Raw genomic sequence first — 26307 nt, forward strand, 5'->3', positions numbered from 1 at the left:
TACTCCTCTCCTTGCCGCCTTCCGGGTCAGCGATCGAGGCTCGGGCCGGAGCCACCCTGCCGGAACCTCATCGGTTCTGGACGCGCCTCGACGACTGTGGATTCCCGGGTTCCCAAGGGGATTCGGCGGACGGCTGTGCTTCCTGTGAAGCCGGGGGCAGCCGGGCTTTCCGTAGTTTAGAGGTGATCAGGCGCCTTTTGCCAATCAATGTTTCGTTAACCTTTTGCGACGTTGACGTTCATTGACCGGCCGCTACGGACAATGTGCCGCCCGTATGCCGGGTGAATAGGGAACGTCAACGGACGTTCGAGGGCGTCTCGTCCGGCGGAGCGCATCGCCGGCTCCGGGTGAACGACAGGCGGACCAGCACGGGCGCCAGCGTGACGACGGCGAAGAGCCGCATGCTCTGCACGCTCGATACCAGTCCGACGTCGGCGTTGGTCGCGACCGAGGTGGCGAGGACCGCGTTGATCCCGCCGGGCGTTGTCGCGAGGTAGGCGTCGGCGTACGACAGGTTCGTCAGGCGGGCCAGCAGCCACGCGAGTACGGCCGAGACGAGGCTGATGACGACCGTTCCGCCCACCATCCAGGGGAGGAGCCGGCGCGCGTGCCGGAGGGAGTCCCGGCGGAACCGCAGCCCGATCTCCAGACCGATGCAGGTGAACACGAGCGTCTGCAGCAGCCCGGCCGGCCGGAATCCATGGACCGCTCCGGAGAAGGTCGCCACGACGGTCACCAACATCGGACCGAGCACCATCGGCGCCGGCAGCCGCAGGCGCCGCCCCACCTGGACGCCCAGGACCGCCACGGCGCACAGCACCAGGAGCCCGGCCGGCTGATGGGCCCCGGCCACCAAATGCAGCATCTGCGGGCTGACCGGCGAGTGCGGCTCGGCCGACCCGGCGCCCCCGTGCAGCAGGGGCCCGGACAGGGGGACGACCACCGGGGCGGTCACCGCGATCATGGCGACCCGGGAGTACTGGGCGATCGCGACGAGCCGGGTGTCGGCCCCGAGCTCGTCCGCGGCGGCCAGCATGGCCGCCGCGCCGCCCGGCACCGTGGCCAGCGTCGCCGTCGGCCGGTCGAGCAGACCGGTCCGCTCGATCCGCCGGGCGATCCCCACGCTGAGCAGGACCGTCACGACGGTCACGACGGTGAGCGGGAGCATCGCCGGCGCGGCCGCCCGCAGCGCCGCCGGCTGGATGTAGCCGCCCATCAACACTCCGGCCATGGCCTGGGATATGCGGTACGCCGGGCGCGGGAAGGTGGCGGTGACCAGCCCGGACAGCGCGAGGACCATGCCCACGAGCAGCCCGGCGAGCATGTACGGCCCCGGCACCCCCGCCGCGTGCGCTCCCGCGCCGGCCAGGAAGGCGGTGACGACGACGGCGCACCAGCTCCAGGCCGACAGCGGGCGTCTCACCCGGGCGTTCGGCGAGCCGGCCGTTCCGGACGGCCGGGCCCGTACCTTCCCCATAGACACCACATGGTCACTGTGTCCGTCGACGCGGCCGGTGATGGTTATGGCGGCGAACGCAATGGCCAATGAAGATGTCGCTCTAGGCCAAGGCCAGCCCGCTTACACCGTGTTCCGTCTCAAAACCGTGCGGCGTTACGACGCTTATTCGACGGTAAATGTCCCTATCTCGGTTGTCGCGAGGTTCGGGCCTCTTGGTGTGTTGCGTCCCGACGCGGGAAGGTGAGGCGCGCTCACTGGTGACGGTCATGGGCCGCATGGCCCTGGTCGTGGCCGGCGTGCTCGGTGTCGGGGGAGCCGCCCATCATCTTCAGCATCGGGATGCCGCCGGTCCGGACGAAGCGGGTCAGCAGGACGGCGGTGAGGACGAGGAAGGCGATGTTGAGCCAGGTCGTGTAGTTCCAGGACACGCCCGCCTCCATCACGACCGCATGGCGCTTGCCGGGAATGAGGCCGGTCACGCCGAAGATCAGCTCGACGAGAAAGCCGGCGATCACCATGGCCGCGTAGAAGGTGCCGGTGATGAACAGGGCCATCCGGGTGCCGTAGTACTTCCGGTAGATCACGATGATCGGCAGGATGATCAGGTCGGCGAAGATGAACGCGACGACACCGCCGAAGCTGATGCCGCCGTTCCACAGCACCGCGGCCAGCGGGACGTTGCCGATCGAGCACACGAAGCTGATCACCGCGACGAGCGGTCCGACCAGTGGTCCCCAGATCTTCGCGGCGAGCGGGTGGTCGACGAGGAAGAAGTGCTGCCAGAACGAGTCGGGCACCCACGCCGCGATCGCCCCCGCGATCAGCAGCCCGATGACGAGGTCGCGCAGGATCGCCGCCCACTCCATGACGAACACGTGCGCCACCGACGTGAAACCCTCGCCGGACAGGAGCCGCTGCCAGAACGAGCCCTGCCGCTGGACGGACATGTCCATCGCCGCGTGGCCCTCCATCGAGCCGGCGACGCCGCGTTCGGCCTGCTCACGGGCTGCGCGCAGCAGCCGTTCGCGCAGGAACAGCCGGAACAGCACCGCCAGGACCACGATCATGATCGGTCCGCCGATGAACTCGGCGGCGGTGAACCGCCAGCCCATGAGCAACGCCAGGATGATGCCGAGCTCGATCACGAGGTTGGTCGAGGCGATCTCGAACGTCATCGCCGCGACGAAGCTCGCGCCCTTGCGGAACAGCGAGCGTGCCAGCGCGACCGCCGCGTACGAGCACGACGACGACGCGACGCCCAGACCGGTGGAGATCGCGAGCGTACGAGGCCGCCCGTCGCCGAGCAGCCGCACGACCGTCGACCGCCGCACCACCGCCTGGACGATCGCCGACAGCAGGAATCCCAGAATCAACGCCCAGAGGATCTCCCAGGTCATCGACCCGGCGATCGCCAACGCGTGACCGATCGCTCCCATGCTCGCCCTCTCTCCGTCCGAGGTCACGACTCTCCAGACCCTATACCCGTGGGGGGTTTATCTCCATATAGGGCGCGGCACTGACCGTGATTTCGGACGTACCACGCCTCCGGCCGGATATGCGCGTGGCCTGCCGGGCAGCGGGTCAGCGGTACGGGCTCGACAACAGGAGGGACGCCACGCGTTCCGGGTCGTCGGGCATGGGAACGTGGCCGCAGCCGGGCAGGATGACGTGCCAGGCCGCGGGGAGGATCTCCCGCGCGCGGAGCGCCTGCCGCGGCGGCAGCAACCGGTCGTCGCGGCCCCAGCCGATCGTGACGGGCACGCGCGGCCGCGGATCGGGGGCGAACCGGTAGTGGCGCGTGTAGGGCAGCGTGGCGGGAAGGGCGGCCGACGCCGCGAACGCCTCGGCGGCGGCGCGGGCGTCGGCCGGGGACAGCCGGGCCGGGTGACCGTAGTACGGGCGGAAGAGCAGCAGCCGGACGGCCGCGATGCTCGCGAGCGTGGGCCCGATCGGCCCGGACAGGCGAGCGAGCCCCCTGCTGAGCCGCAGGGACGCCATCGTGGAGCGGATCTCCCGGGTGTTCCAGAAACCGATCGGCGACAGCGCCACCGCCGAGGCGACCTCTCCGGTACGGGCCAGTTCCAAGGCGATCGCGCCGCCGAGGGAGTTGCCCGCGACGTGGGGGCGGTCGAGGCCGAGCGCCCCGATCGCCTCCCGCACCGCGCCGACGTACCCGGCGACGTCGTAGCGCGCGCCGGCCGGCAGCGACGGCGACTCCCCGTGCCCCGGCAGGTCGAGGGCGATCACCTCCCGTTTTTCGGAGAGAAGGTCGCGGACCGGACGCCAGGTCCGGCGATCGAGCCCCACTCCGTGCAGGAGCACGAGCGGCGGGCCCGTGCCGGAACGGTCGTGCGCGAGCATGGGAGTCCTCTCGGGAGGGTTCAGTGAGCGTGTGGCATGCCGGTCGACCGGGGCCTGCCGGGCGGGACGAGCCACAGCGCGAGCACCGCGGCGATCGCGGCCGCGACGGCGAACACCGCGTACGCGTCGGTGAACCCGCCGACCGCGGGGACGGCGGACAGGCCGGCCGCGGCGACCGTGGAGGCGACGGCGACGCCGACGGCGGCGCCCAGCTCGTGGAACGTATTGATCACACCGGAGGCGAGCCCGGCCTCCTCGTGCGTCACGTGGGCCAGCGCGGAGCTCGTCGCGGCGACGAAGACCGGCCCGACTCCCACGGTCGCGATGACGATCCCCGGGAGCAGCCCGGTGAAGACGCTGGCGTGCCCCGAGAGCCCCGTGAGCAGCCCGGTCCCGAGGGCGATCAGGCCGAGGCCGCCGACCGCGACCGGCCGGGTGCCGATCGTGCCGACCAGCCGTCCGCCCAGGTGCGCGCCCAGCCCGGTCCCGAGGGCCGCGGGCAGGAAGAGCAGGCCCGTCTCCAGAGCCCCGATGTGCCGGGCGTGCTGCAGGTACTGCGAGCCGAGGAAGAACATCGAGATCAACAGGCCGGAGGCGACGAGCATCAGGAACGCGCCCGCGGCGACCGGGCGGCGGGCGAGCATGCCCACGTGCATCAGCGGGTGCCGTATGGTCCGTTCGACGAGTGCGAAGACCGCGTAGAGCACGACCGCGGCGGCCAGTGGCACCAGCGTGCCGGTGGCGGACCAGCCGGCGTCACCGGCGTGGATCATCCCGTAGATGAAGGAGGCCGTCGCGGCGGTGACCGTGAGGGCGCCGAGCACGTCGAGCCGCCGCGCGCCGCCGGAGCCCTGGGCGGGGACGGTGGCTGGGAGGGCGGCCAGTACGGCCACGCCGACCGGGACGTTGACGAAGAACGCCCAGCGCCAGCCGGGCCCGGCGGTGAGCACGCCGCCGGCCAGCACGCCTGCCGCGAACCCGATGCCGCCGAGTGAGGCCCACACACTCAGCGCCTTGGTGCGCTCGGCGCCGTGGAAGGTGGTGGTGATGGTCGACAACGCGGCGGGGGACAGCAGCGCCGCGCCGACTCCTTGGGCGATGCGGCCGCCGAGCAGGGACGCCTCGCTCTGCGCGAGACCCGTGGCCAGCGAGGCCACCGTGAAGACCACCAGCCCGGCCAGCATCATCCGGCGGCCGCCGAAGGCGTCGGCGAGTCGACCGCCCAGGAGCATCAGGCCGCCGAAGAACAGGGTGTATGCGGTGACGGTCCACGTCAGCGCCGTACGGCCGAGCGCGAGGTCGCGGCCGATGTCGGGGAGGGCGACGTTCACCACGGTGACGTCGAGGATCAGCATGAACTGGGCGACGCTGATCAGCGCGAGCGCCGCCCAGCGGCGGGGAGCGACCGGCCCTGAGGCTCCGGGATCGTGGCCGGTGTGGGCCGGGTGTGTCGGATGCGCCATTGAAGCCTCTCTTAACGGTGGGACACGCTGCGGCGTGCGGCGAACAGGGCGACGAGCAGGCCGAGGACGGTGACGCCGGCGGCCGTGAACAGTGCGGGCGCCATCCCGGCGACGAATGAGGACTTCGCGGCATCGGCGAGGACGCCGCCGGCCCGGCCCGGTAGCCGCTGGGCCACGAGGAGAGCCGTACCGAGCGACTCCTTGGCAGGCCGGAGGACGCCGGAGGGGGTTCCGGCGCCCAGGCGCCGGCCGAGTTCGTCGCCGTAGCGGCCGGACAGCAGGCTGCCCATCACGGCCACGCCGGTGGCGGCCCCGAGTTGGATCCCGGAGCTGTTCGTCGCCGAGCCGACTCCGAGGTCGGTGTCCGGGAGCGACCCCACGATGGCGTCCGACGTCGCGGTGATGACGAAGCCCGCCCCCGCGCCCAGCAGCACGATCACGGCGACGACGCGGCCGTAGCCGTCGCCGTCGGCCGTGGTGCCGAAGGTGATCAGGGCGGCGAGCACGAGGGCCAGCCCGGCCGCCGACACCACGCGCAGGCCCAGCCGCTGGAGGAGCAGTCCGGCCAGCGGGCCGGTGGCCAGCAGCGCCAGGGCCATCGGGCCGAGCCGCCATCCGGTCTGCGCGGCGCTGTAGCCGAGGACGAACTGGAGGTACTGCGTGAGCACGAACAGCGTGCCGATCATCGCGAAGGCCGCCATGAAGATGAGGACGTCGCCGATCGCCAGCGCGCGGTGCCGGAAGACGCGCAGCGGCAGCATCGGATGCGGTGTGCGGCCCTCCCACGTGATGAAGACGGCGACCAGCACGAGCCCGAGGAGGAAGGCTCCGAGGACCGCCGGGTCACGCCACCCGCGCGTGGGGCCCTCGATGATCGCCCAGAGCAGCGCCGCCGGTGCCGCGACCGACAGGGTCGCGCCCAGCGGGTCGATGCGGCGGACGACGGACGCCCGGGAGCCCGGCACCACCAGCGCGGCGGCGATCAGCCCCACCAGCCCGATGGGCAGGTTGATCAGGAATACCGAGCCCCAGAAGAACCGGCTGAGCAGCCAGCCGCCGAGAACCGGGCCGATCACCGTGCCCGCCCCGACGGCCGCGGACCAGACGCCGATCGCCTTGGTCCGCTCGGCGCGGTCGGGGAAGACGTCGCCGATGATGGCGAGCGTCGAGGGCATGATGAGCGCCTCGCCGATGCCCATCACCGCCCGGGCCGCCATCAGGGTGGTGACCGATCCGGCGTACGCCGCCGCCACCGAGGCCCCGGTGAACAGGGCGAGGCCCGCGAGGAAGACCCGCTTGCGGCCGAGGCGGTCGGCGAGGCTGCCGCCCAGCAGCATGAGCCCACCGGCCATCAGCGCGTAGATGTCGACGATCCATTGCAGTCGGCCGGTGGAGGCGCCGAGCTCCCGGACCAGGGTGGGCAGCGCGACGTTGAGGACGGTGGCGTCCAGGCCCACGATGAGCAGGCTCACCGCGAGGATCCCGAGCGTCGGCCACCGGAGCCGGGCTCGGCCGCCGGACGGTGGCGGGGGCCCGGAGCCCACAAGGACCGGAGAGGTCATCATGATCACCCACTTAACTCGTACATGTGTGTTCGAGTTAAGGTACCCAGGGTGGGTATATAAACACAACACCCCTGTACGACTTCCGCTAATCTCCTCGCATGGGGCCGAGCACGCGGCGCGAAGCCGCCGAGGGCCGGGCGGGTGGTCCCCGCCGGCGGGCCGACGCCGAGCGCAACATCGCGGCGATCGTGACCGCCGCCACCGACCTGCTCGCCCGCGACCCGGACGCGAGCATGACCGACATCGCCCGCGCGGCCGGCGTCGGGCGGGTGACGCTGTACGCCCACTTCCCGTCCCGGGAGGACCTGATACGCACGGTGCTCGCCGCGGCGATCAGTCACAGCATGGGAGCCGTCGAGGTGGCGGCGCCCGACGAAGGGCCGCCCGCAGAGGCGTTCGCTCGGCTCATTCGTACGTGCTGGCCGATCCTGGACCGGTTCGGCGGCCTGCACGAAGCGGCCCGGCGGGCGCTGCCCGCCGAGGAGGTGCGCCGTCACCACGACCTGCCGATGGGCCGCGTCGAGCGGCTCATCGTGCGCGGTCAGGAGGCCGGGTCCTTCCGCGCCGACCTGCCGGCCGAGTGGGTCGTGACGACGGTTTACGCCCTGCTGCATGCGGCGGGCGACGAGGTCCAGGCGGGACGCCGCACCGCCGAGGAGGCGGGCGACCTGCTGGAGCGGACCCTGTCGGCGCTCCTCCGCACTCCGGGCGCCTGAGCGCGGTTTCCCTGTTTCGCGAGCGAAGGACGCCTGTTACTATCGCCGATTAGTACTATCGACTGATAGTAGATAGGGGTAGTCGGGTGACCAACAGCGAGCAGGCCGAGGCGTGGGACGGCGACACCGGCCGGCACTGGGCCGAGCAGCAGGACCGGTACGACACGATGCTGAGCCGGTTGACGGACCGTCTCATCGCCGATGCCGCGATCTCGGCGGCGGATCACGCGCTGGACGTCGGCTGCGGGTGCGGTCAGACCACCCGGATCGCCGCCCGGCAGGCCTCCGAGGGGGCCGCGCTGGGCATCGACCTGTCCCGGCCGATGCTCGAACGGGCGAGGGAACTGGCTCGGGAGGAGGGCCCCGGAAACGTACGGTTCGAGCGGGCGGACGCGCAGGTGACCGATCTTCCCGGAGAGTCGTTCGACCTCGTGCTGAGCCGGTTCGGGGTGATGTTCTTCGACGACCCGTCCGCCGCGTTCGCCAACCTGCGCCGTGCGCTGCGGCCCGGTGGACGGCTCGCCTTCCTGTGCTGGCAGGACGCCGCGCGCAACGAGCACTTGGCCGTGCCGTACGGCGCGGTCGCCAACCTGGTCCCGCTGCCGGACCTCGGCGAGCCGGGCAAGCCGGGCCCGTTCTCCCTCGCCGACCCGGAGCATGTCCGTGACCTGCTGGCCGGCGTCGGGTTCGCCGGCGTCCGGGCCGAGTCCGTCACCGAGCCGGTGCGCCTGGGCGCGGACCTCGACGACGCGGTCGAATTCCTGAGCGGCAACCCCGTGGTGCGCGGCATGCTCGCCGAGGCCGACGACACCACCATCGCCAAGGCGCTCGACGCCCTGCGCGCGGCGCTCGCGCCGTACGAGACGCCGGACGGGGTGCTTCTCGGCTCGGCCGTCTGGTCGGTCACCGCCAGCCGGCCCTGATCCGTACGATCGGCAGGGTAGGAGGTGTGCGGTGGAGGATCTCGACCGGGCGGTCGCGTTGCTGGGCCCTCTCGAAGGGCGGATCATGCGGGCCGTGTGGACGGGTGCGGTGGCCGAGCCGTTCGTCGTCCGTGACGTGCTGACGCTGATGCCCGAGCTGGCGTACACGACGGTGATGACGACGGTGCGGCGGCTGGCCGACAAAGGGCTCCTCGCCGCGGACGCCGGCAGGCGGGCTCACGAGTACCACGCCGTCGGCGACCCCCGCTCGTTCCTTGCCCAGGCCAGCGACCGGGAGGCCGCGCAGTTCGTCAGCCGGTACGGCGAGGCGGGGCTGGCCGCCTTCGCCGCGCGGCTGTCCGAGCTGACGCCGGAGGAGCGCCGGCGCCTCGAGGACCTGATCCGGTGATCCTGTTCTCGCTGCGCCGCCGCTCTGCCGCGTTCGCCGTGGCTGCCGCTCTGGTCGTTCTTCGGATCGCCTGGCGGTCGACCGCGGGGATGTGCGGTTCGATGACGATGCCGGAGTGCCTGGCCATGGCGACCGCGCTCGTCGTGGCGGCCAGCCTCGTCGCGGTCGCCGTTCGCGCGGGGATGCTGGCCGCCGGGGCCTCGCGGGCACTCACGGCCCTGCAGCGTGACCCCGTGCCGGGCCCGCTCGCGGCCGCCGCCCGGCGCGCCGGCGTCCGGCGTCTCGTATGTCTCGCCGGCGGCGAGCCGTCGGCGTTCTGCGCCGGGCCGTTCCGGCCGCGCGTGTACGTCACGACCGGCCTGGCGGACGCGCTGGCCGCCGACGAACTCGCCGCCGTCCTCGTCCACGAGCAGGCGCATGCCCGGCGCCGCGATCCACTGCGGCGCCTGCTCGCCCACGCCGCCACCGACGTGCTGGTCTACCTGCCGCTGTGCGGCTGGTGGTGGCGGCGACAGGCCGAGGACGCGGAACTGCGCGCCGACCGCGCCGCGATCGAGCGCGTCGGCCGGCGTGCCGTCGCCCGTGCCCTGTTCGCCCTCGACGGTTCGGGATCGCGGGTCCCGGCGGGTGCGGCGTTCGAAGGCGCCGGGAGGGCCCGTGTCGCCCAGCTCCTCGGCGACGAGGTGCCGCGTCTCCGCCCGCCGGCCGGCCTCACCGCGCTGTCGGCGCTCGGCCTGGTCGTCGCGACGAGCCTGCTGATGTGCGTCGGTCAGACGCTCGGCTCATGGCTCATGTAGCGCGGAGACCGCCATCCGTCCGTGGCTCCTTCGCGACGAAATCCGCGATCTTGTTCGGCGGGGTCGATCTCGTACGCCTGCGTCGGCGAACGCCGAGTCCGGCCCCCGGACGCCGGGGGCCGGACTCATGGGATCGGGACGTCGCCCGCCTCAGCGAGCGGCCTGGAAGCGGCGGAGCCGCAGGCTGTTGCTGACCACGAACACGCTGGAGAACGCCATCGCGGCGCCGGCCAGCATCGGGTTGAGCAGGCCCGCGGCGGCCAGCGGCAGGGCGGCCACGTTGTAGGCGAACGCCCAGAACAGGTTGCCCTTGATGGTGCCCAGCGTCCGGCGGGACAACTGGATGGCGTCGGCGGCGGCCCGCAGGTCGCCGCGTACCAGCGTGAGGTCGGCGGCCTCGATCGCCACGTCGGTGCCCGTACCCATCGCCAGGCCCAGGTCGGCCTGCGCGAGGGCCGCAGCGTCATTGACGCCGTCCCCGACCATCGCGACGACCTTGCCCTCGTCCTGCAGTCGCTTGACGACGTCGACCTTGTCGGCGGGCAGCACCTCCGCGATGACCTCGTCGATCCCGGCCTGGGCCGCGACCGCGCGGGCTGCCGCCTCGTTGTCGCCGGTCAGCAGCACCGGCGTCAGGCCGAGCGCGCGGAGCCGCGTGACGGCCTCGGCGCTGGTGTCCTTGATCGTGTCCGCGACGACCAGCACCGCGCGCGCCTCGCCGTCCCAGCCGACCGCGACCGCCGTCCTGCCCTCCGCCTCGGCCGCGGCCTTGGCACGCTCCAGCCCGGCGGGCAGGTGCTCGGACCACTCCTCCAGCAGGCGTGTACGGCCGACCAGGACCGCGTGGCCGTCCACGATGCCCTGAACGCCGAGCCCCTCGACGTTGGCGAAGTCCTCCGGCTGGGGCAGCGCTCCGACCCGCTGGGTCGCGCCGCGGGCGATGGCCTGGGCGATGGGGTGCTCGGAGGCGTCCTCCAGCGCGCCGGCCAGCCGCAGCACCTCGTCGGCGTCCTGCCCGTCGGCGGTGACCACGTCGACCAGGCTCATCTTCCCCGTGGTGACCGTGCCGGTCTTGTCCAGCACGATCGTGTCGACCCTGCGGGTCGACTCCAGCACCTCGGGGCCCTTGATGAGGATGCCGAGCTGCGCGCCGCGTCCCGTACCGACCAGGAGCGCGGTCGGGGTGGCCAGGCCCAGGGCGCACGGGCAGGCGATGATGAGCACCGCGACGGCGGCGGTGACGGCGCCGGAGACGCTGCCGCCCGTACCGAGCCAGAACCCGAGCGTGGCCACCGCGAGGGTGATCACGATCGGCACGAAGATGCCCGAGATCCGGTCGGCGAGGCGCTGTACCTGCGCCTTGCCGCTCTGCGCCTCCTCGACCAGCCGGGCCATCTGCGCGAGCTGCGTGTCCGCGCCGACCTTGGTGGCCTCGACGACGAGGCGGCCGCCCGCGTTGACGGTGGCGCCGACGACCGTGTCGCCGACCCCGACCTCCACGGGCACGGACTCGCCGGTGAGCATGCTCGCGTCGACCGCCGAGCTCCCCTCGACGACGATCCCGTCGGTGGCGATCTTCTCGCCCGGCCGGACGACGAACCGGTCCCCGGCCTTGAGCTGCTCGATCGGGACGCGCTCCTCGCGCTCGCCGCGCAGCACGGCGACGTCCTTGGCGCCCATCTCCAGCAGCGCCCGCAGCGCGGCGCCGGCGCGCCGCTTCGACCGCGCCTCGAAGTAGCGCCCGGCCAGGATGAACACCGTCACCCCGGCGGCCACCTCGAGGTAGATGTTCCCGGCTCCGGAGGCGCGCTCGATGGTGAAGGTGAACGGGTGCCGCATGCCCGGTTCGCCGGCGGTGCCGAAGAACAGCGCGTACAGCGACCAGCCGAACGCCGCGATGGTGCCCAGGGACACGAGCGTGTCCATCGTCGCCGCGCCGAGCTTGAGGTTCTTGTACGCCGCGCGGTGGAACGGCAGCGCCCCCCACACCAGCACCGGCGCCGCGAGCGTCAGCGACGCCCACTGCCAGTACCGGAACTGCAGCGCCGGGACCATCGCGAGCAGGATGACCGGGACGGCCAGCGCGGCGCTGACGAGCAGCCGGTCGCGCAGGGCCCGTACGGGGGCGTCCTCGGCCGTCTCCTCCTCAGCGGGTTCGGGGGTGGGGAGTGCGGCGGTGTAGCCGGCCTTCTCCACCTGGGCGACCAGGTCGTCGGGGGTGACGCCGGGGCCGAAGCTGACGCTGGCCTTCTCGGTGGCGTAGTTGACGGTCGCGGTGACGCCCTCGAGCTTGTTGAGCCGCTTCTCGATGCGGTTCGCGCACGAAGCGCAGGTCATACCGCCGATCGCCAGCTCGACCCGGTCGGGTGTCGTGTGCGTGGTGGTGCTCATCACCCCTCCTAGCCCGCGTGGTGCTGGTGATCGCCGGAGGTCCCCGTGCCTGTCGGGCCGCCGGCCACGACGGTGAACTCGGCGGTGTGGACCGCGCCGTCGTGCTGGAAGTCCAGGTAGAGACGGTACGTGCCGGCGGACGGTGCCTCGGCGTAGAACGTGATGGTCGGGCCCGGCTTCGTCTTCCCGTCGCCCGGTTCGCCGTCCGGGTGGACGTGGAGGTAGGCCAGGTCGCCCTGGCGCAGCGCCACGAGGTGCCCGTACGCAGCGAGGTAGGGCTGCAGATCGGTGACCGGTTTGCCGTCCCGGGAGATCGCCAGATCGAGCCGGCCGGTCCGGCCCGCCGCCAGGGTTCCGATGAGGGTGACGGTGTATCCGTCGACGGTGGCGATCTCGGCCGGGGCGGGCAGCGGCCGTGGCGTGGCAGCGCCCGCGACGGCCGTGTCGATGCCGAGGGTCAGCGGGTCGGCGCCCGTGGGCTTGAAATCGGCGAACGCGCGATAGGTGCCCGCGCCGCTCAACGGGGAGGCGACCCGCCACGTACCGTCGGCGCCCATCGTCGGATGCACGTGCCGGAAACCGGACAGGTCGCGGCGGACGACGATGAGATGCATCCGCTTGTCGTGCTGCGTGTCGAACGCGGTCACCGCCCGTCCGTTCGGCCCGATGATCCGGAACGCGAACGCGCCGGTCGCGTCGGGCACCGTGGTCAGGGTGTAGCCCCGGTCGGACACCAGCAGCCCGCCCGGCAACGCGCTCTCGTGACCCTGGTGCTCCATGCCGCCGTGCGCGGTGTGCGGCTTCTCCTCGGCCCCGACGGGGCCGGTCAGGTGACCGGCCCCCAGTGCCGCGCCGAACACCGCCGCCAGCCCGAGGCCGAAGATGCCGAGCCTGGCCGGTGTGTTCATCGCTGTCTCCCTTTGCTCCGGTCGTCTCCGGAGCAGCTCGCTTCGATCAGGAATCGACGACTTCGTAACCGGCCTCGTCCACCGCGTCGCGGATCGCCTTGTCGTCGAGGGGGGCGGTGCTGGCGACGGTGACCACGCCGGAGGCCAGGTCCACCTTCACGTCGGTGACGCCGTCGACGGCGCCGACCTCGGCGGTGACGGCCGAGACGCAGTGGCCGCACGTCATTCCCTTGACCGTGTACTCGGTGGTGGTCATTCCGTTCTCCTTATGCGTCGTTCGAGCCGGGAGTTCCGGCCGGGCCCCAACCTATACCCATCGGGGGTAGGGCATATCGGGGACCATAACATACCCCCAGGGGGTTTCCAAAGCCGATGTGTCGGTGAAGAGCCGGTGATGCTGGGATGTCAGCCCGTCTTCGTGATCACGCCGACCCGGGTGAACACCGTCTGGCTCGCGTCGGTCTTGTAACCGGTGAGGCTGAACCACATCTGGGTCGGCGACTGGAGCACCAGCTGGGCGTTGCTGCCATTGGGGCAGTCACCCTTGGTGACGCCCTCGACGAGGTTGACCGTCGTGGGATTGGGGACCGCTTGCGCGGCCCAGGCGTTGCTGATCTGCAGCCGGCTCGCGCATTTGTAGTCGCCGTAGTCGGCGGTCGCGGACGTCGCCCCCGCCGTGATGGTGACCCGTACGCTGCTCTTGCCGCCGGGGGACTCGCTGACGGTGCCGGACCAGGTGCCCGCCATGTCCGCCGGGAACACGCTGGCCAGAGGCGCGGACGACGACGCCGTGGGCGTCGGGGTGGGCTTCGGCGTATGGCCGCCCTGCTGCGTGGTGAGCACGAGCGGGACGGCGACCGCGGCGGCGGCGAGGACGACCCCGGCCGGAACGCCGTACACGACCGCCGACCGCCGGGAGCGCCCCTGCGGCATCGCGATGGTCGGAGGCGGGTACGGGGAGGGGGTACCCGGCTGCCATGACGGCGTCGGCGCGAGAATCGCCGGCCCACCGGGTGCCGACGGCGTCCGGCGGCCGAGGAGCCGGAGCAGGACATCCTGCGCGCTGGGCCGCGCCGCCGGATCCTTCGCGAGGCAGTCGGCGACGATCCCGCGCAGCGGTTCGGCGAGGTCCCCAAGGTCCGGTGGCTCGTGGATGATCCGCCTGATCACCTGCATCACGCTGTCCTGCCCGAACGGGGAGCGCCCGGTCGCAGCGAAGACGATCACGCAGCCCCACGCGAAGACGTCCATCGGCGCCGCGGCCGGCGCCCCGCCGATCTGCTCCGGCGCCATGTAGGCGGGTGTACCGACGACATGCCCCGTGAGCGTCCCCGCGGCGTCCACCGCCCGGGCGATCCCGAAGTCGATCACACGTGCGCCGTCGGGACCCATCATGACGTTGCTCGGCTTGAAATCACGATGGACAACGCCCGCCTCGTGGATCGCGGCGAGCGCCGTCGCGGTCGCCACGGCCAGCCGGTGCAGCGCCGAGCCGACGCGCGGCCCTTGCTCGGTGACCAGCCGATGCAACGAGGGCCCCGGAATGAACTCGCTCGCGACGTACGGCGGGGTCCCATTGAAGTCGACCTCGATGACCTCGGCCGTACAGAACGCCTCGACCCGCTGGGTCGTCTGGATCTCCTTGACGAAGCGGCCAAGCTGGGAGATGTCGTCCGGCCGCGAGTGCAGGACCTTCACCGCCGCGCGCCTGCCGGTATCGTCCTCGCCGAGGAAGACGATCCCTTGCCCACCCTCACCAAGCCGGCCGATCAGGCTGAACCGCCCGATGGTCGTCGGATCCCCCGCCCGCAGCGCGTCAACGTCGGACATCGCCCCGCCTTCCAGTTCCGCACCCCACCGATGCGGCCGGATCACCGCGATTTTATCGACCAGCGGTCGAATAGGGCATACCTCCGCGTTCCCCGACACGCGCCATATTCGCGGAACGGACCTTCGCGACACAGTGCCCTAACGAGCCGTGCTACTTGATCACAGTCGGTGCTGGTATCAGCTGAAAAGGTGGACGAGGGACCCTGCCCAGGTGTTCAGGAAGCCGACGGCGCTGTGTACGGCCCAGCGCTGGGTGAGGTAGCCGACGGTCTCGATCAGCAGGATCCACACGGCGGCGCAGAACAGACTCATCGCGATGGCGGCGCCCCAGGACTCGCCGGAATCCGGATCCGCGCCGACCAGACCGAACGCGATGCCGATCGCGCCGAGGACCAGCGCGCCGATCACTGCTCCCGCGTAGAGGTCTCCGGCGATCGCTCCCACGATCAGTCCGACGGCGATGCCGAAGAGGAGCGATACCGCTCCGATGAACAAAGCGACGCCGGTCATTATCTCGTACCGCGTGATCGCGAACCCGACGACGGAGAAGACGGTGAACATGCTCAGGGGCAGGAAAAGGGCCGTCGCGAAGTAATTGGTGTGCGCCGCCGGATGGGCGAAGCCCATGCCGAAGACCAGTGGCGTTCCGACCAGCAACAGCCCGGTCAGGAAGAGGCCGAGATTGCGCCACCCTTTGGAACCGCTGGTCCCATCGTCTTGCCCGGCCGTGGGCTTCCCGCCGGACTTCGGCGATTCGGCCTGCAGCGTGCTGGACGGAGGCGCGGCAACACCCCCTGATTGTGTCGCCGGGATCTCGGACAAGCGTTCTGCCCCGGACGCGGGTGGTGGCGTGTCGGCCGTGCCTTGATCGGCGCTGTCGGGTTCGGGTCCGTTGCCGGCGGTCTCCGTGGTGGCGGTCGAGGTCCTGGCGACTCGAAGTCGCTGCAGCGTTTCTTCCGCCGACGGTCGTTCCGTCGCGTCGGGAGCCAGCAACTCTTCGATGAGCTCGCGCAGCGCCCCCGTGTGGCGCATGGAGATCGGCCGCTCGTACAGCGTGGCATGGACCGTGGCGGCCGGATTGTCGCGGCGGAAAGGGGCACTGCCCTCGACGGCGTAATAGAGGGTGGCGGCGAGGGAGAACAGGTCCGACGCCTCGATGGGGCGTTGTCCCCGGAGGCGCTCCGGATCGATGTAGCCCGGTGTTCCGATCAGCGAGCCGCTCCGGGTGAGCGTCGTGTCGTCCGCGTGCACGGCGATGCCGAAGTCCACCAGCGTCGCGTCGCCGGCGGCATTGATCAGGATGTTTCCCGGTTTCAGATCGCGGTGCAGCACGCCATGGCCGTGTACGAAGCGGAGCGCTCTCAGCAGCTGTTCGCCGAGATCGACGGTGCGCTCCTCGGTCAGCGGGCCGTCCTCCCAGACGATCTGTTTCAGGGAGCGTCCTTCGACGAGGTCCATCACCAGCCACGGGAGGCCCTCGACGGTGATCAGGTCGCGTACGGAGACGATGCCCGGATGCGGTGGCAGCCTGGCGAGGGTCCGTCCCTCGCGGCGAGCGCGGGTCAACAGATCCTCGGGGATCGCGCCCTCCGCAGGGATGATCATCTGCTTCAGGGCGACGTCGATTTCCAGGTGCTGGTGATGGGCACGCCAGACCGTTCCCATCCCGCCGGTGCCGAGGCATTCCTTCAGGAGGAACCGGTCGTCGATGACATCACCGGCGCGATGTTCGCCTCCCACCCGCGCTTCCTCCCCGCCGCGTCGGCCTCCGCTCCGCCGGAGTGCGCTACCGACCTTGCACCAGCGCCCCTTCGCGCGCAAGCGCGCGAAGGGGCGAAGGCGGAGTAGGCCGGTGCCGCGACGGCTCCGAGCCGGAGACGGCCGCGGATCGGATCTGCGGCCGGGTGCGCGTCAGCGGTACGAACGTGGATCGTGCCGGTAGTCGTCTCGGTACTCGCCTCGGTAGTCGGCCGGGTTGTTCTCCCGGTAGGCCTGATGCCGCTGGTGGCGTACGGCGGTACGGGAGACGCCGAGCAGTGGGGAGATGATCGCGATGCCGATCACGAAGTAGAACGCCGCGGTCTCCACCTGGGTGAGGATCTTGTGGTCGTCGAGGAACACCTGCAGGACGACGAGGATCACCGCGAGTGACGCGATCCAGGTGAAGAACTGCGAGGCGCTCGGCGTGGTCGCCATCAGTAGGTGAAGGAGGGCGGTCGCGAGCAGTGTCACCAGCGCCGCCGCGATCGGGAATGCGACCATCGCGTAGTCGGCGGACTGTCTCATTCCTCCGGGGCTGATCAGGGGAGCGTGGAGTAGCCGGTGCATCACCATCACCGCGACCAGCGCGACGCCGGCAGCGACCAGCGCGGTCGCCGCGCCGCCCGCCCAGAGCCGGCCAGCGTCGGCACCGGTCTTCTCGTCCCACGAATAGTCCGTCGAACGCATACGTTCTCTCCTCGTCGGGGTGTCGGCTCGGGGTGGCCGTGTCCCCTCGTCGGGTCCGGGACCTCGCTAGGCTGTCGTCACGTCACGCTGCGTGTCAACACAGATGGCGTTTTTGGTCACAATTCACCCACCAGGCGCAGAAGGCAACCACAAGCGCACGGTGGTCATCATCCGTTCGTCCCGCCGTCGGCACCCGGCCCGTTCCCGCCGGCTCCCGCGGACCGTACCGCCAGGGCCACCGCCAAGAACGGGACGGCGGCCAGGGCGAACAGAGCACCGGGGCCCGCCCAGGTCGAGCCGAGCGCGTAGGCGGAGTAGGTCGATACCGCGATGACCTCCGAGCCGAAGCCGGCGACCGAGGTGACCGTCGCCCGGGACTCGTCGCCGATCTGCTCCTGCAGCCGCGCGTCGGCATTGCTCATCGCCCACTCGAGGACGCCGAAGGCCAGGGCGACGGGCAGCAGTCCCGCCGCCCGGCCGCTCGCCGCGCCGGCGGCGAGGCATCCGGCGGCGAGCACCAGAAGGCCGGCCGTCCATCGCGTGCCGCGCCCGGCGAGCCAGCCGCCCGCCGTCATCCCGGCCGTCACCAGCAGGACGAGGAGCGGGACGACGGAAGCGGGGGCGCCGGTCGACCCGGCGAGCAGCGGGACGTACTCGTCGAGGGCGCCGGCGGTTCCCATCAGCACCGAGACGATCAGCAGGGACCGGCGGACCGAGGGCGTACGGCGGACCTCGGCGAGGCCGACGCGGAGTACCTCCCGGTATCCCTGGCCGCGCTCGGCACGGCCCCGCGAGCCGGGCAGCGAGCGGGCGGCCGCCGCGCAGAGCAGGCAGGCGGCGACGCTCGCGATCCCCACGGCGCGGTGGCCGCCCAGGGCGATGACCGGCCCGGCCAGGCCGGTCGCGGTCATGACCGCCAGCATGCCCATGGCGTGCGTACGGCCGAGGATCCGCGGATAAGCGTCGGCCGCGCCGTGGTGCGAGAGTTCCTCGTACACGAGGGCCTGCAGCGTCCCCGAACGCAGCGCGCCGCCCGCACCCCAGAGCACGAAGCCGAGCGCGAAGGAGACGTACGACGGGGCGAAGGTCCACAGCGCGAAGCCCGTGCCAGTGAGGAGCGGGGCGATCGTGAGCAGTGACCTACGCGAGAAGACGTCGGCCCACAGGCCCGCCGGGATCTCCAGGACGAAGGAGGTCACCGACCAGATGACGAACAGCGACGAGATCGCTGCGGGAGACAGCCCGGCCTTGGCGAACAGCACCGCGTAGACCGGATACAGGAGGACGAAGTCCTCGAGGAACGCGTAGGCGTACAGCCGGCGCGCGAGTCTGGAGCCAGGTGAAGATCAATGTCGTCGTCGCATGGCCGTAGCGTACGACAGGGCCGTCCGCGCGGCCATCGGGTTTGGGGGTAGCTCGTTCTAAGTGAGGGGCTGACCTGTGCTTTTGCGGTTGTGACTGCTTGATCGCGTGACCGCTGAAGAATTTTCCGGCTAGCTGTCGATTTCGCTGGCACCCGTACGTCGGTGGGGCGACTCACCAACGGACGCCAGGAGGCGTGACATGCGAAAGCTCATCGCTGGAATGAAAATCTCTGTCGACGGGAAGATGGAGGGTCCCGAAGGTTACGCGGACTGGGTGGCGGCCTGGCAGGACGACTACGACCTGACGTCACAGGTGGACGCGTGCGTGCTCGGCGCGGCGATGTACCGCGGCTACGAGACGTACTGGACCGCGATCCAGACCGAGCCGGACGGGCACCATTGGATCGGCGACAACCCGCCGACGCCGGGTGAACTCGAATGGGCGAGTTTCGCCGCGCGGACCCCGCACTATGTGCTGTCGAGCACTATGGAATCGGCTCAGTGGCCGAACACCACGTTCCTGCGGAGCCTGGACGACATCGCCGCTCTCAAAGAGCAGACCGGCAAGGACATCTATCTGATGGGAGGCGCACAGATCACCGCCGGCCTGGTCGACGCAGGTCTGGTGGACGAGCTCCGCCTCATCGTCTACCCGCTCATCGCCGGTGAGGGGAAGGCCCTCTTCGCGGGAACGGAACACCGTCACGGGCTCGAACTCCGGAAGGTCCAGCAGTTGTCGGACGGCCGGGTGAGCCTCATCTACGGTTCCGCCGGATGAACGATCGTAGACGTCGGGCACATTATTGACGACGGTCAGATCGACGCCTAAGGTCGACTTGACCTTTCGAATCGCAGGTGAGTCGGCGATGAACCTGGACGACGAGCGCCGCGCATCCCCCGAACCCCGGACACTCACCCCTCGAGGACGCCCCGATGCCCGCGCGCCGCGGCGGACCGCCGTGGCGGCCGACGACCGCGGGTTCACGGCGATGTTCCCCGAGGTGGGAAGGCTGCGCCCGGAGATAGCGCAGTCGTGGCGGCGCTCGTCGCTGTCCGGGCTCCGGCCGGACGCGCCGGCCGACCGGTTCACCGTCCTCGACGTCGACCTCCGCAGCAGGCTGCTCGTGGCGGCCACGCCGGTCCTCGACGCGATGGCCGAGGAGCTCGCCGGGACCGGCTTCTTCGTCGCCCTCGTCGACCAGGAGTCACGGGTGGCCGCGCTGCGGTTCGGCGAGCGGTCCGTGCGGGTGACGATGGAGGGGCTCGGCGCCGCCCTGGGCCGGCCGTTCCGCGAGGACACCACGGGCACGAACTCCATCGCCACCGCCTTCGAACTCCGCCAGGGCATCGCCGTACGCGGCCGGGAGCACTACCTCGAGGCGTTCAAGCGGTTGAGCTGTTACGGACATCCACTGATCGACCCGGCGAGCCGGCGGCTGGTGGGCGTCCTCGACATCACCTGCCAGACCAGGGACGACAGCCCGCTGCTCGCCCCGTTCCTCCTGCGTGCCGTACGGGACATCGAGCGCCGCCTGCTGAACGGCGCGCGAGAGGCGGAACGCCGCATGCTGGCCGCGTTCCAGACGGCCGCGCTGCACAGGACCCACCCGGTGCTGATGCTCGGCAACGGCATCGTGCTGGCGAATCCGGCGGCGATCGAGACGCTGGACGGAGCCGACCACGCGCTGCTGTTCGGCCTTACCGCCGACGGACCGCCCGTCCGGCCGGCGACGCGGGAACTGGCCCTGTCCTCGGGGCGCACGGCGCGGGTCGCCTGGTCGCGCGACGGCGACAGTGGGGGGACGTTGTTCGAGCTGTTCTTCGCCGATGACGGCGCGGAGCACGTGCCGCGTTCGGCGCCGCGTCGCGACCGGTCGGACCGAGAGCTCGAGCGCCATCGTGAGCGGCGGCTGCCCGTGCTCGTTCGCGGCGAGCCGGGCTCGGGACGCAGCACGGCCCTCCGGTCGCTGGCGGGACCCGCCGCACCGGCCGTCCTGGACGCCGCCGACATCGATCGGCGCGGGGAACGCGCCTGGCTGGCCGACCTGGAGCGACTGGCGGGCGAGCACGACGGGCTGGTCGCGATCGAGGCCGTGGAGCTGCTGCCGGAGCCCGTCGCCGCGAAGGTGGCACGCCTGCTGCGCACCGCCGGGGCGTGGTTCGCCCTGACCGCGTCGTCTGCGGCCGAACTGCGTGGCGAGCGGGCCGCCCTCGCGGCGCACTGCATCGCGCGCGTGGACCTGCCGCCGCTGCGCGCGCGACGCGACGAACTCCCCGAACTGGCCCGGGTGATCCTGGCCCGGCACACGGGAGGAAGGCTGCGGCTGACGCCGACGGCCCTGGAGGTCCTCGCCGGTCACTCGTGGCCGGGCAACCTCCGGGAGCTGGAGGAGGTCCTGCGGGACGTCGCCGCGCGGCGCTCCGCCGGGGACGTCACCGTACGGGACCTGCCGCCCGCCTATCAGGGCAGCCGCCGGTCACGTCGGCTGACCCCGCTGGAACAGGCCGAACACGACGCGATCGTCGCGGCGCTGCGCACCAGCGAGGGCAACAAGGCGCACGCGGCCCGACGCCTCGGCATCAGCCGGACGACGCTCTACAACCGCATCCGCGCCCTCGGCGTCACACTCTGACGCCGTCCCCGCCGCGCGTCGCCGCCCCGCCGCGTGCGGTGTCCACCGCGCGCCGCCGTCGCACCGTGCTGCCGTTCCCGCCGTGCGCGATGTCCCGCCGCGCTCCTGCCACTCCGCCGTGCTCCGGCCGCCCGCGCACATCGTGGACGGTGCGGTCGCCGAAGTGACCGGACCGTCCACGCCCCCGGCCGCGTCGTCACATCAGGACGACGGGTTTGACCGTGACGCCCTTCTCGGAGTCCTCGGCGGCGCGGTTGATCTCGTCGAACGGGTACGTGCGGATCAGCCGGTCGAACGGGAACCGGCCGCGCCCGTGCAGGTCGATGAGCTTCGGGATGAACAGCCGGGGGACGCTGCCGCCCTCGATGATGCCCCGCACCGACTTGTCGAACAGCAGCGCCGACATGTCCAGCGACACCTCGGTGCCCATCGGGGCGGCGCCGATGACTCCGCAGGTGCCGCCGAAGTTCAGGGAGTCGACGGCCGTGCGCAGCACCGCCGGACTGGCCGTGGTCTCCGCCGCGAAGTCGGTGCCCCCGCCGGTGATCTCCAGGATCTGCTCGACGAGGCCGTCGGCCGCACCGTGGAGGCCGTGCGTGGCGCCGAGCTCGGCGGCGAGCGCCAGCCGCTCGGGCACCAGGTCCACCGCGACGATCGGGCCGCAGTGCGCGACGTCGGCCGCCATGATCGCGCTGAGCCCGACCGTGCCCGCGCCGAAGACGACGATGGAGCTGCCGGGCGGCGGGGCGAGCGAGTTCAGGACCGCACCCGCCCCCGTCTGGACGCCGCAGCCGAGCGGGGCGGCCACGTCCAGCGGCAGATCGGGAGGCAGCGGCACCACCGCGTGCTCGGGCGCCAGCGCGTAGGTGCTGAACGACGACTGACCGAAGAAGTTCGCGTTGATCGGCGAGCCGTCGCCCGTACGTACGGTCGCGGAGCCGTCGGCGCGGCGGCCACCGAAGTTCCGGGGGAGGAAGTCCGTGCAGTACGCGGGCCGTCCGCGCAGGCAGTTGCGGCAGGTCCGGCAGAAGTCGAAGGACATCGCGACCCGGTCGCCGGGCCGTACGGAGGTGACGTCGGAGCCGGTCCGCTCCACGACGCCCGCGCCTTCGTGGCCGAGCACCACGGGGGGTTCCGGCGGATACCACTGGTCCCGGACGATGAGGTCGGTGTGGCAGATCCCGGAGGCGACGACCCGGACGACGACCTCATTCGGCCGTGGCTCGTCGAGGACGACCTCGCGCAGCTGGAACGGTGCGCCCTTGCCGGGCATCACGGCCGCGGTGGCGTGCATGACATTGACCCCTATCCCGCCAGGTAGACGGACTTGAACTGCTGGTAGGCGGTGAGCCCTTCCGGGCCGAGTTCGCGGCCGATGCCGCTGTCCTTCACGCCGCCGAACGGCGCCACCGGCTCGGGCAGGTAACCGTTGACGCCGATGGTCCCGGTCCGGACCCGCGCGGCGACCGCGACGCCCCGGTCGGGGTCGGAGGTCCACACCGAGCCGCCGAGGCCGTAGTCGGAGTCGTTGGCGATCGCCACGGCCTCGTCGACGTCGGTGTACGGGGTGATCGTCAGGACCGGGCCGAAGATCTCCTCCTGGGCGATCGTGGCGCGGTTGTCGACGTCGGCGAACACCGTCGGCTCGACGAACCATCCCCGGTCGCGGCCGGTCGGCCGCCCACCGCCCGCGGTGAGCCGGGCGCCGTCGCTGCGGCCCTTGGCGATGTAGGACTCCACCCGGTCGCGCTGCCGGGCGCTGACCAGCGGGCCGATCTGCGTCTCCGGGTCGAGGGAGTCGCCGACCCGCAGGGCCCGGGCCAGCTCGGTGACGGTGTCCACGATCCGGTCATACCTGATGCGCGGGGCGAGGACACGCGTGCCGAGGTAACAGGTCTGGCCGTTGTTGAGCAGGCACGCCCCGAACAGGTCCTGCAGGTGCCCGTCCAGGTCGGCGTCGTCCAGCACGATCGCCGCGGACTTGCCGCCGAGTTCGAGCGTGACCGGCCGCAGCAGCCGGCCGCAGGTCTCGGCGATCGACCGGCCGGCCGCCGTCGATCCGGTGAAGGCGACCTTGTCGACGCCCGGGTGCGCGACCAGGTGGGCGCCCAGTTCGCGCCCGCCGGTGACGATGTTGACGACGCCGGGCGGGAGCTGCGCGTCGATCACCGCCTGCGCCAGCAGGTAGGCGTCGAGCACGGTCTCCGGAGACGGCTTGATCACCATGGTGCATCCGGCGGCGAGCGCCGGCGCGATCTTGAAGGACGCGAGCGTCTGCGGGTAGTTCCACGGCACGATCGCCGCCACGACCCCGATCGGCTCCCGCCGGACCAGCGCGGACCCGCCGAGCAACCCGGGCCGGGTCTCCTGGGCGGGAGTCCGCCGGATCAGGTCGGCGTAGTAACGGAGCACCAGGGCGGGCATGCCCGCCTCGATCTGCCGGGCGATCGCGATCGGCATGCCGTTCTGGCCGCTCACCCGGGAGGCCATGTCCTCCGCCCGCGCGTCGAGCGCGTCGGCCAGGCGCTCCATCGCGCCGGCCCGCGCCTCGGGCGGCCACGCGGCCCAGCCCGACGGGTCCTCGAACGCCCGGCGCGCCGCGGCCACCGCGTCGTCGACGTCGGCCTCGACGGCCTCGGGGACGTCCCCGATCTCGTCCTCGGTGTTGGGGGACCGGACGACGATCCGCCCGGTGCCGTGCGGCTCGGCCCATTGGCCGTCGATGAACAGGGAGTCGTACCGCAGTCGCATGCCGTCCTCCGTTTCGCCGGGAGAGGCCGGGCCGCCGGTGACGGCCCGGCCGGCTTCCGCGCCCGAGGCCCATGGTCGGGCCGTCGGCGTCCTACTAACTGTCCAATTTCTGGACACCGCCGCATCCGGCCGAGTCAGGGAGAATGCCGGTCATGTCCAGGTCCACGACGACGGTGACGCCACCTGCGGCGGCGCTTCCCACCAACGAGACGAACCGCTACCTCGCCAAGGTCAAGATGTCCCTGGCCCGCCGGTGGTCGCACACCCGCATGAAGGAGCTGTACGACCAGGCCGACCTCGCCAGGTTTCTGTGGGCGCTCGAACGGGAGGCGGAGGCGCTCGACGTGCTGCGCTCCGTCACGGCGGCGGTGCCGGTGCCGGGCGCGGAGCCGAACTACAACGTCTGGAGCCCGGTCGTCACGATGAACGCGCTCGAGGCGCGGATCTGCCGGCTCGCGGGCGACGAGGCGGGGGCCGCGGCGGCGACCGCGCGGATCCTGGCCGACCCCGGGCTCGCACCGAACCGCGACTTCATCACGGAAGAGATCGCCAACGCCCCGGCCAAGCTGGAGGAGGCGAACGCGGAGACGTCGGTGAAGTGGGCGTGCCACAAGCTGTCACGGAGAACCGGCTCGCTCATCCACCTCTGCGAGCTGGCCGTCGCCGGCCACCCGTACGGCGATTGGTACGACGCCGAGGAGGCGGACCGGCTGATCGTCGAAGGGCGCGCGCTGCTGGCCGCCCGCCTGTCCGCGGCGGCCTGATCCCATGTCAGGCCTGGTGTGCTGGACCGTGCCGCGGCGCGCCGACCAGTACGACGGGCCGTGCCGCTACACCGCCCCATCGGTCGGCGCCGGGGGGAGGATCCGGCACAGAGCCTCGACGGCCGCGCCATACCCGCTGTCCGGTGGGGTGGCGTAGCCGACCACCAGACCGTCCTGGACGGGCATGGTGGCGGCCGGATGGCGGAAGTCGGCGAGTCCGTCCAGGGCGATCGACTGCCGAGCGGCGGCCTGAACGGCGGAGCGCTCGGTTTCGGGCGGCAGGTGCAGAACCGCGTGTAGCCCGGCGGCGACGCCGGTGAGATCGATGTGCGGAGCTCGGGCGCGGAGGGTGGCGACGAGGCGGTCACGACGGGCCCGGTAGTGCTGGCGCATCCGTCGGATGTGCCGGTCGTAGTGGCCGGACGCGATGAACTCGGCGAGGGTCAGCTGGTCGATCACACCCGCCCAGGCCTCCCGCTCGCCCTTGGCCGTGAGCACCGGATCGACGAGATGCTCGGGCAGCACCATCCAACCGAGCCGCAACGCGGGCGACAGACTTTTGCTGACCGAGCCGAGATAGACGACCCGTTCGGGGTCGAGTCCCTGGACCGCGCCGATCGGTTCACGGTCGTAGCGGAACTCACCGTCGTAGTCGTCCTCCAGGATCACGCCACCGTGGGTTCGGGCCCAGTCCACCGCGGTCACACGCCGCTCGGGGTGCAGGGGTCCTCCGGTCGGGAACTGGTGCGCCGGCGTGAGCAGCACCGCCCGCACCCCCTTGAGGGACCGCAGCTCGCTGGTACGGGTACCGGACTCGTCGAGCGTGAGCGGGACGGTACGGACGGATGCGGCCTCCAGGAGAGAACGGTGGAAGGCGAGCCCGTAGGACTCCATCGCCAGCGGGCCGCGCAGGACTCGGCCACCGAACAGCAGGCGCAGCGCGTGGGCGAAGCCGGAGCACACCACGATCCGGTCGGGTGTCGTACGGACACCACGGGCGCGCGCCAGGTACTCCGCCAGCGCCTGGCGCAGTTCCGTACGGCCTCGCGGATCGCCTGGGCCGAACGCGTCGTTCGGCGCGGTGTTCAGCGCGCGGCGGGCGGCGGCCAGCCAGGCCGAGCGCGGGAACGAGGCGGCGTCCGGCTGCCCTTGCCGTAGGTTGTGCGTCGGCGAGGCCGGACGCGCGGGCGCCCTCTTCGGCACGCGAGGGGACCGGACCGGCTCGGCCCGCGGCGCCACGCGGGTGCCGGATCCCTGCCGGGCGATCAGCCATCCTTCGGCGATCAGTTCGGCGTAGGCGTCGGCGACGGTGTTGCGGGCCAGTCCGAGGTCGGCCGCGAGGGAACGGTACGGGGGCAGGCGGGTGCCCGGGGCGAGCCTCCCGTCACGTACGGCATCCCGGAGCGCGCGGATGAGGACCGCGCGGCGGCTGCCGGGGCCGGCCAGGTCCAGATGCAGGTCACTGCCGATCCGCTCGGCCGAATTGACCCATGAATCCACCACGAGAATGAACCTTATCCAAGGT

General features: G+C 71.7%; 22 protein-coding genes and 1 riboswitch. Of the genes, 7 read left to right on the forward strand and 15 right to left on the reverse strand.

The features are described 5' to 3' along the window. Positions 1-138: riboswitch (cyclic di-AMP (ydaO/yuaA leader) on the reverse strand. Positions 139-295: 157 nt separating this feature from the next. The 5 genes from AB0I04_RS30405 to AB0I04_RS30425 all read right to left on the reverse strand — a co-directional run bounded on the left by AB0I04_RS30405 (position 296) and on the right by AB0I04_RS30425 (position 6848). Next, a complete protein-coding gene (locus AB0I04_RS30405) occupies positions 296-1477 on the reverse strand; it encodes an AbrB family transcriptional regulator (RefSeq protein ID WP_360891879.1) in 1182 nt (393 codons plus the stop codon). Positions 1478-1710: 233 nt separating this feature from the next. Beyond that, the gene (locus AB0I04_RS30410) at positions 1711-2895 is read right to left on the reverse strand and encodes a permease (RefSeq protein ID WP_360891882.1); all 1185 of its coding nucleotides are present in this window, start codon (positions 2893-2895) and stop codon (positions 1711-1713) included. Between the two features lie 145 nt (positions 2896-3040). Beyond that, the gene (locus AB0I04_RS30415; RefSeq protein WP_360891885.1) at positions 3041-3820 is read right to left on the reverse strand and encodes an alpha/beta fold hydrolase; all 780 of its coding nucleotides are present in this window, start codon (positions 3818-3820) and stop codon (positions 3041-3043) included. Between the two features lie 20 nt (positions 3821-3840). Next, positions 3841-5283, reverse strand: a complete 1443-nt coding sequence (locus tag AB0I04_RS30420) for an MFS transporter (RefSeq protein WP_360891888.1) — start codon at positions 5281-5283, stop codon at positions 3841-3843. A gap of 11 nt (positions 5284-5294) precedes the next feature. Continuing rightward, complete coding sequence (locus AB0I04_RS30425; protein WP_360891891.1) at positions 5295-6848, reverse strand: DHA2 family efflux MFS transporter permease subunit; 1554 nt, start codon at positions 6846-6848, stop codon at positions 5295-5297. Positions 6849-6946: 98 nt separating this feature from the next. On the opposite strand from AB0I04_RS30425, the gene AB0I04_RS30430 reads away from it, so the two are divergent. The 4 genes from AB0I04_RS30430 (at position 6947) to AB0I04_RS30445 (ending at position 9693) form a co-directional block, all read left to right on the forward strand. Then, complete coding sequence (locus tag AB0I04_RS30430) at positions 6947-7564, forward strand: TetR/AcrR family transcriptional regulator (protein WP_360891894.1); 618 nt, start codon at positions 6947-6949, stop codon at positions 7562-7564. 86 nt (positions 7565-7650) lie between these two features. After that, the gene (locus AB0I04_RS30435; protein WP_360891897.1) at positions 7651-8487 is read left to right on the forward strand and encodes a methyltransferase domain-containing protein; all 837 of its coding nucleotides are present in this window, start codon (positions 7651-7653) and stop codon (positions 8485-8487) included. A gap of 31 nt (positions 8488-8518) precedes the next feature. Continuing rightward, positions 8519-8896, forward strand: coding sequence for a BlaI/MecI/CopY family transcriptional regulator (locus AB0I04_RS30440; RefSeq protein ID WP_360891900.1), 378 nt, complete (start codon positions 8519-8521; stop codon positions 8894-8896). Continuing rightward, positions 8893-9693 carry a M56 family metallopeptidase gene (locus tag AB0I04_RS30445; RefSeq protein ID WP_360891903.1) on the forward strand — a complete coding sequence of 267 codons (801 nt, stop codon included), beginning with the start codon at positions 8893-8895 and terminating at the stop codon, positions 9691-9693. Before AB0I04_RS30440 ends, AB0I04_RS30445 begins: the two co-directional genes overlap by 4 nt. Positions 9694-9843: 150 nt before the next feature. Here the strand turns inward: AB0I04_RS30445 and AB0I04_RS30450 are convergent, their stop codons facing one another. From AB0I04_RS30450 to AB0I04_RS30480, 7 genes are all read right to left on the reverse strand, one after another. Continuing rightward, the gene (locus tag AB0I04_RS30450; RefSeq protein ID WP_360891906.1) at positions 9844-12084 is read right to left on the reverse strand and encodes a heavy metal translocating P-type ATPase; all 2241 of its coding nucleotides are present in this window, start codon (positions 12082-12084) and stop codon (positions 9844-9846) included. An 8-nt stretch (positions 12085-12092) separates the two neighbouring features. After that, positions 12093-12992, reverse strand: a complete 900-nt coding sequence (locus AB0I04_RS30455) for a hypothetical protein (protein WP_360891909.1) — start codon at positions 12990-12992, stop codon at positions 12093-12095. A gap of 46 nt (positions 12993-13038) precedes the next feature. Beyond that, a complete protein-coding gene (locus AB0I04_RS30460) occupies positions 13039-13248 on the reverse strand; it encodes a copper ion binding protein (RefSeq protein ID WP_360891912.1) in 210 nt (69 codons plus the stop codon). Positions 13249-13397: 149 nt separating this feature from the next. Further along, positions 13398-14822, reverse strand: coding sequence for a serine/threonine-protein kinase (locus tag AB0I04_RS30465; protein WP_360891915.1), 1425 nt, complete (start codon positions 14820-14822; stop codon positions 13398-13400). A 177-nt stretch (positions 14823-14999) separates the two neighbouring features. Next, positions 15000-16562 carry a protein kinase gene (locus tag AB0I04_RS30470; protein WP_360891918.1) on the reverse strand — a complete coding sequence of 521 codons (1563 nt, stop codon included), beginning with the start codon at positions 16560-16562 and terminating at the stop codon, positions 15000-15002. Positions 16563-16733: 171 nt separating this feature from the next. Continuing rightward, positions 16734-17270: a DUF6069 family protein gene (locus tag AB0I04_RS30475; RefSeq protein WP_360891920.1), complete on the reverse strand. Its 537-nt coding sequence runs from the start codon at positions 17268-17270 to the stop codon at positions 16734-16736. Positions 17271-17437: 167 nt separating this feature from the next. After that, the gene (locus AB0I04_RS30480) at positions 17438-18586 is read right to left on the reverse strand and encodes an MFS transporter (protein WP_360892068.1); all 1149 of its coding nucleotides are present in this window, start codon (positions 18584-18586) and stop codon (positions 17438-17440) included. A 247-nt stretch (positions 18587-18833) separates the two neighbouring features. Between AB0I04_RS30480 and AB0I04_RS30485 the strand changes: the two genes are divergently transcribed. Together AB0I04_RS30485 and AB0I04_RS30490 are read left to right on the forward strand one after the other, a co-directional pair. Further along, positions 18834-19412, forward strand: a complete 579-nt coding sequence (locus AB0I04_RS30485; RefSeq protein WP_360891923.1) for a dihydrofolate reductase family protein — start codon at positions 18834-18836, stop codon at positions 19410-19412. A gap of 88 nt (positions 19413-19500) precedes the next feature. Next, complete coding sequence (locus AB0I04_RS30490) at positions 19501-21267, forward strand: helix-turn-helix domain-containing protein (protein ID WP_360891926.1); 1767 nt, start codon at positions 19501-19503, stop codon at positions 21265-21267. 196 nt (positions 21268-21463) lie between these two features. Here the strand turns inward: AB0I04_RS30490 and AB0I04_RS30495 are convergent, their stop codons facing one another. Next, complete coding sequence (locus tag AB0I04_RS30495; protein WP_360891929.1) at positions 21464-22561, reverse strand: NAD(P)-dependent alcohol dehydrogenase; 1098 nt, start codon at positions 22559-22561, stop codon at positions 21464-21466. Between the two features lie 11 nt (positions 22562-22572). Beyond that, positions 22573-24018, reverse strand: a complete 1446-nt coding sequence (locus AB0I04_RS30500; RefSeq protein ID WP_360891932.1) for an aldehyde dehydrogenase — start codon at positions 24016-24018, stop codon at positions 22573-22575. Positions 24019-24170: 152 nt separating this feature from the next. Between AB0I04_RS30500 and AB0I04_RS30505 the strand changes: the two genes are divergently transcribed. Beyond that, complete coding sequence (locus tag AB0I04_RS30505) at positions 24171-24782, forward strand: hypothetical protein (RefSeq protein WP_360891935.1); 612 nt, start codon at positions 24171-24173, stop codon at positions 24780-24782. Positions 24783-24848: 66 nt separating this feature from the next. On the opposite strand, the gene AB0I04_RS30510 is transcribed toward AB0I04_RS30505, so the two are convergent. Then, entirely contained in the window at positions 24849-26285 is a 1437-nt protein-coding gene (locus AB0I04_RS30510; RefSeq protein ID WP_360891938.1) for a PLP-dependent aminotransferase family protein, read from the reverse strand. Between the last annotated feature and the right edge of the window lie 22 nt (positions 26286-26307).

It is taken from the genome of Actinoallomurus sp. NPDC050550, assembly GCF_040655075.1.
Taxonomy (GTDB): Bacteria; Actinomycetota; Actinomycetes; order Streptosporangiales; family Streptosporangiaceae; genus Actinoallomurus.

Excerpts from the sequence above, each read along its gene's own strand:
- AB0I04_RS30485 (WP_360891923.1), top strand. The coding sequence starts at position 18,834 with ATGCGAAAGCTCATCGCTGGAATGAAAATCTCTGTCGACGGGAAGATG.
- AB0I04_RS30410 (WP_360891882.1), bottom strand. The coding sequence starts at position 2,895 with ATGGGAGCGATCGGTCACGCGTTGGCGATCGCCGGGTCGATGACCTGG.
- AB0I04_RS30455 (WP_360891909.1), bottom strand. The coding sequence starts at position 12,992 with ATGAACACACCGGCCAGGCTCGGCATCTTCGGCCTCGGGCTGGCGGCG.
- AB0I04_RS30415 (WP_360891885.1), bottom strand. The coding sequence starts at position 3,820 with ATGCTCGCGCACGACCGTTCCGGCACGGGCCCGCCGCTCGTGCTCCTG.
- AB0I04_RS30460 (WP_360891912.1), bottom strand. The coding sequence starts at position 13,248 with ATGACCACCACCGAGTACACGGTCAAGGGAATGACGTGCGGCCACTGC.
- AB0I04_RS30450 (WP_360891906.1), bottom strand. The coding sequence starts at position 12,084 with ATGAGCACCACCACGCACACGACACCCGACCGGGTCGAGCTGGCGATC.
- AB0I04_RS30500 (WP_360891932.1), bottom strand. The coding sequence starts at position 24,018 with ATGCGACTGCGGTACGACTCCCTGTTCATCGACGGCCAATGGGCCGAG.
- AB0I04_RS30425 (WP_360891891.1), bottom strand. The coding sequence starts at position 6,848 with ATGATGACCTCTCCGGTCCTTGTGGGCTCCGGGCCCCCGCCACCGTCC.
- AB0I04_RS30505 (WP_360891935.1), top strand. The coding sequence starts at position 24,171 with ATGTCCAGGTCCACGACGACGGTGACGCCACCTGCGGCGGCGCTTCCC.
- AB0I04_RS30405 (WP_360891879.1), bottom strand. The coding sequence starts at position 1,477 with ATGGGGAAGGTACGGGCCCGGCCGTCCGGAACGGCCGGCTCGCCGAAC.
- AB0I04_RS30430 (WP_360891894.1), top strand. The coding sequence starts at position 6,947 with ATGGGGCCGAGCACGCGGCGCGAAGCCGCCGAGGGCCGGGCGGGTGGT.
- AB0I04_RS30420 (WP_360891888.1), bottom strand. The coding sequence starts at position 5,283 with ATGGCGCATCCGACACACCCGGCCCACACCGGCCACGATCCCGGAGCC.
- AB0I04_RS30465 (WP_360891915.1), bottom strand. The coding sequence starts at position 14,822 with ATGTCCGACGTTGACGCGCTGCGGGCGGGGGATCCGACGACCATCGGG.
- AB0I04_RS30495 (WP_360891929.1), bottom strand. The coding sequence starts at position 22,561 with ATGCACGCCACCGCGGCCGTGATGCCCGGCAAGGGCGCACCGTTCCAG.
- AB0I04_RS30475 (WP_360891920.1), bottom strand. The coding sequence starts at position 17,270 with ATGCGTTCGACGGACTATTCGTGGGACGAGAAGACCGGTGCCGACGCT.
- AB0I04_RS30490 (WP_360891926.1), top strand. The coding sequence starts at position 19,501 with ATGAACCTGGACGACGAGCGCCGCGCATCCCCCGAACCCCGGACACTC.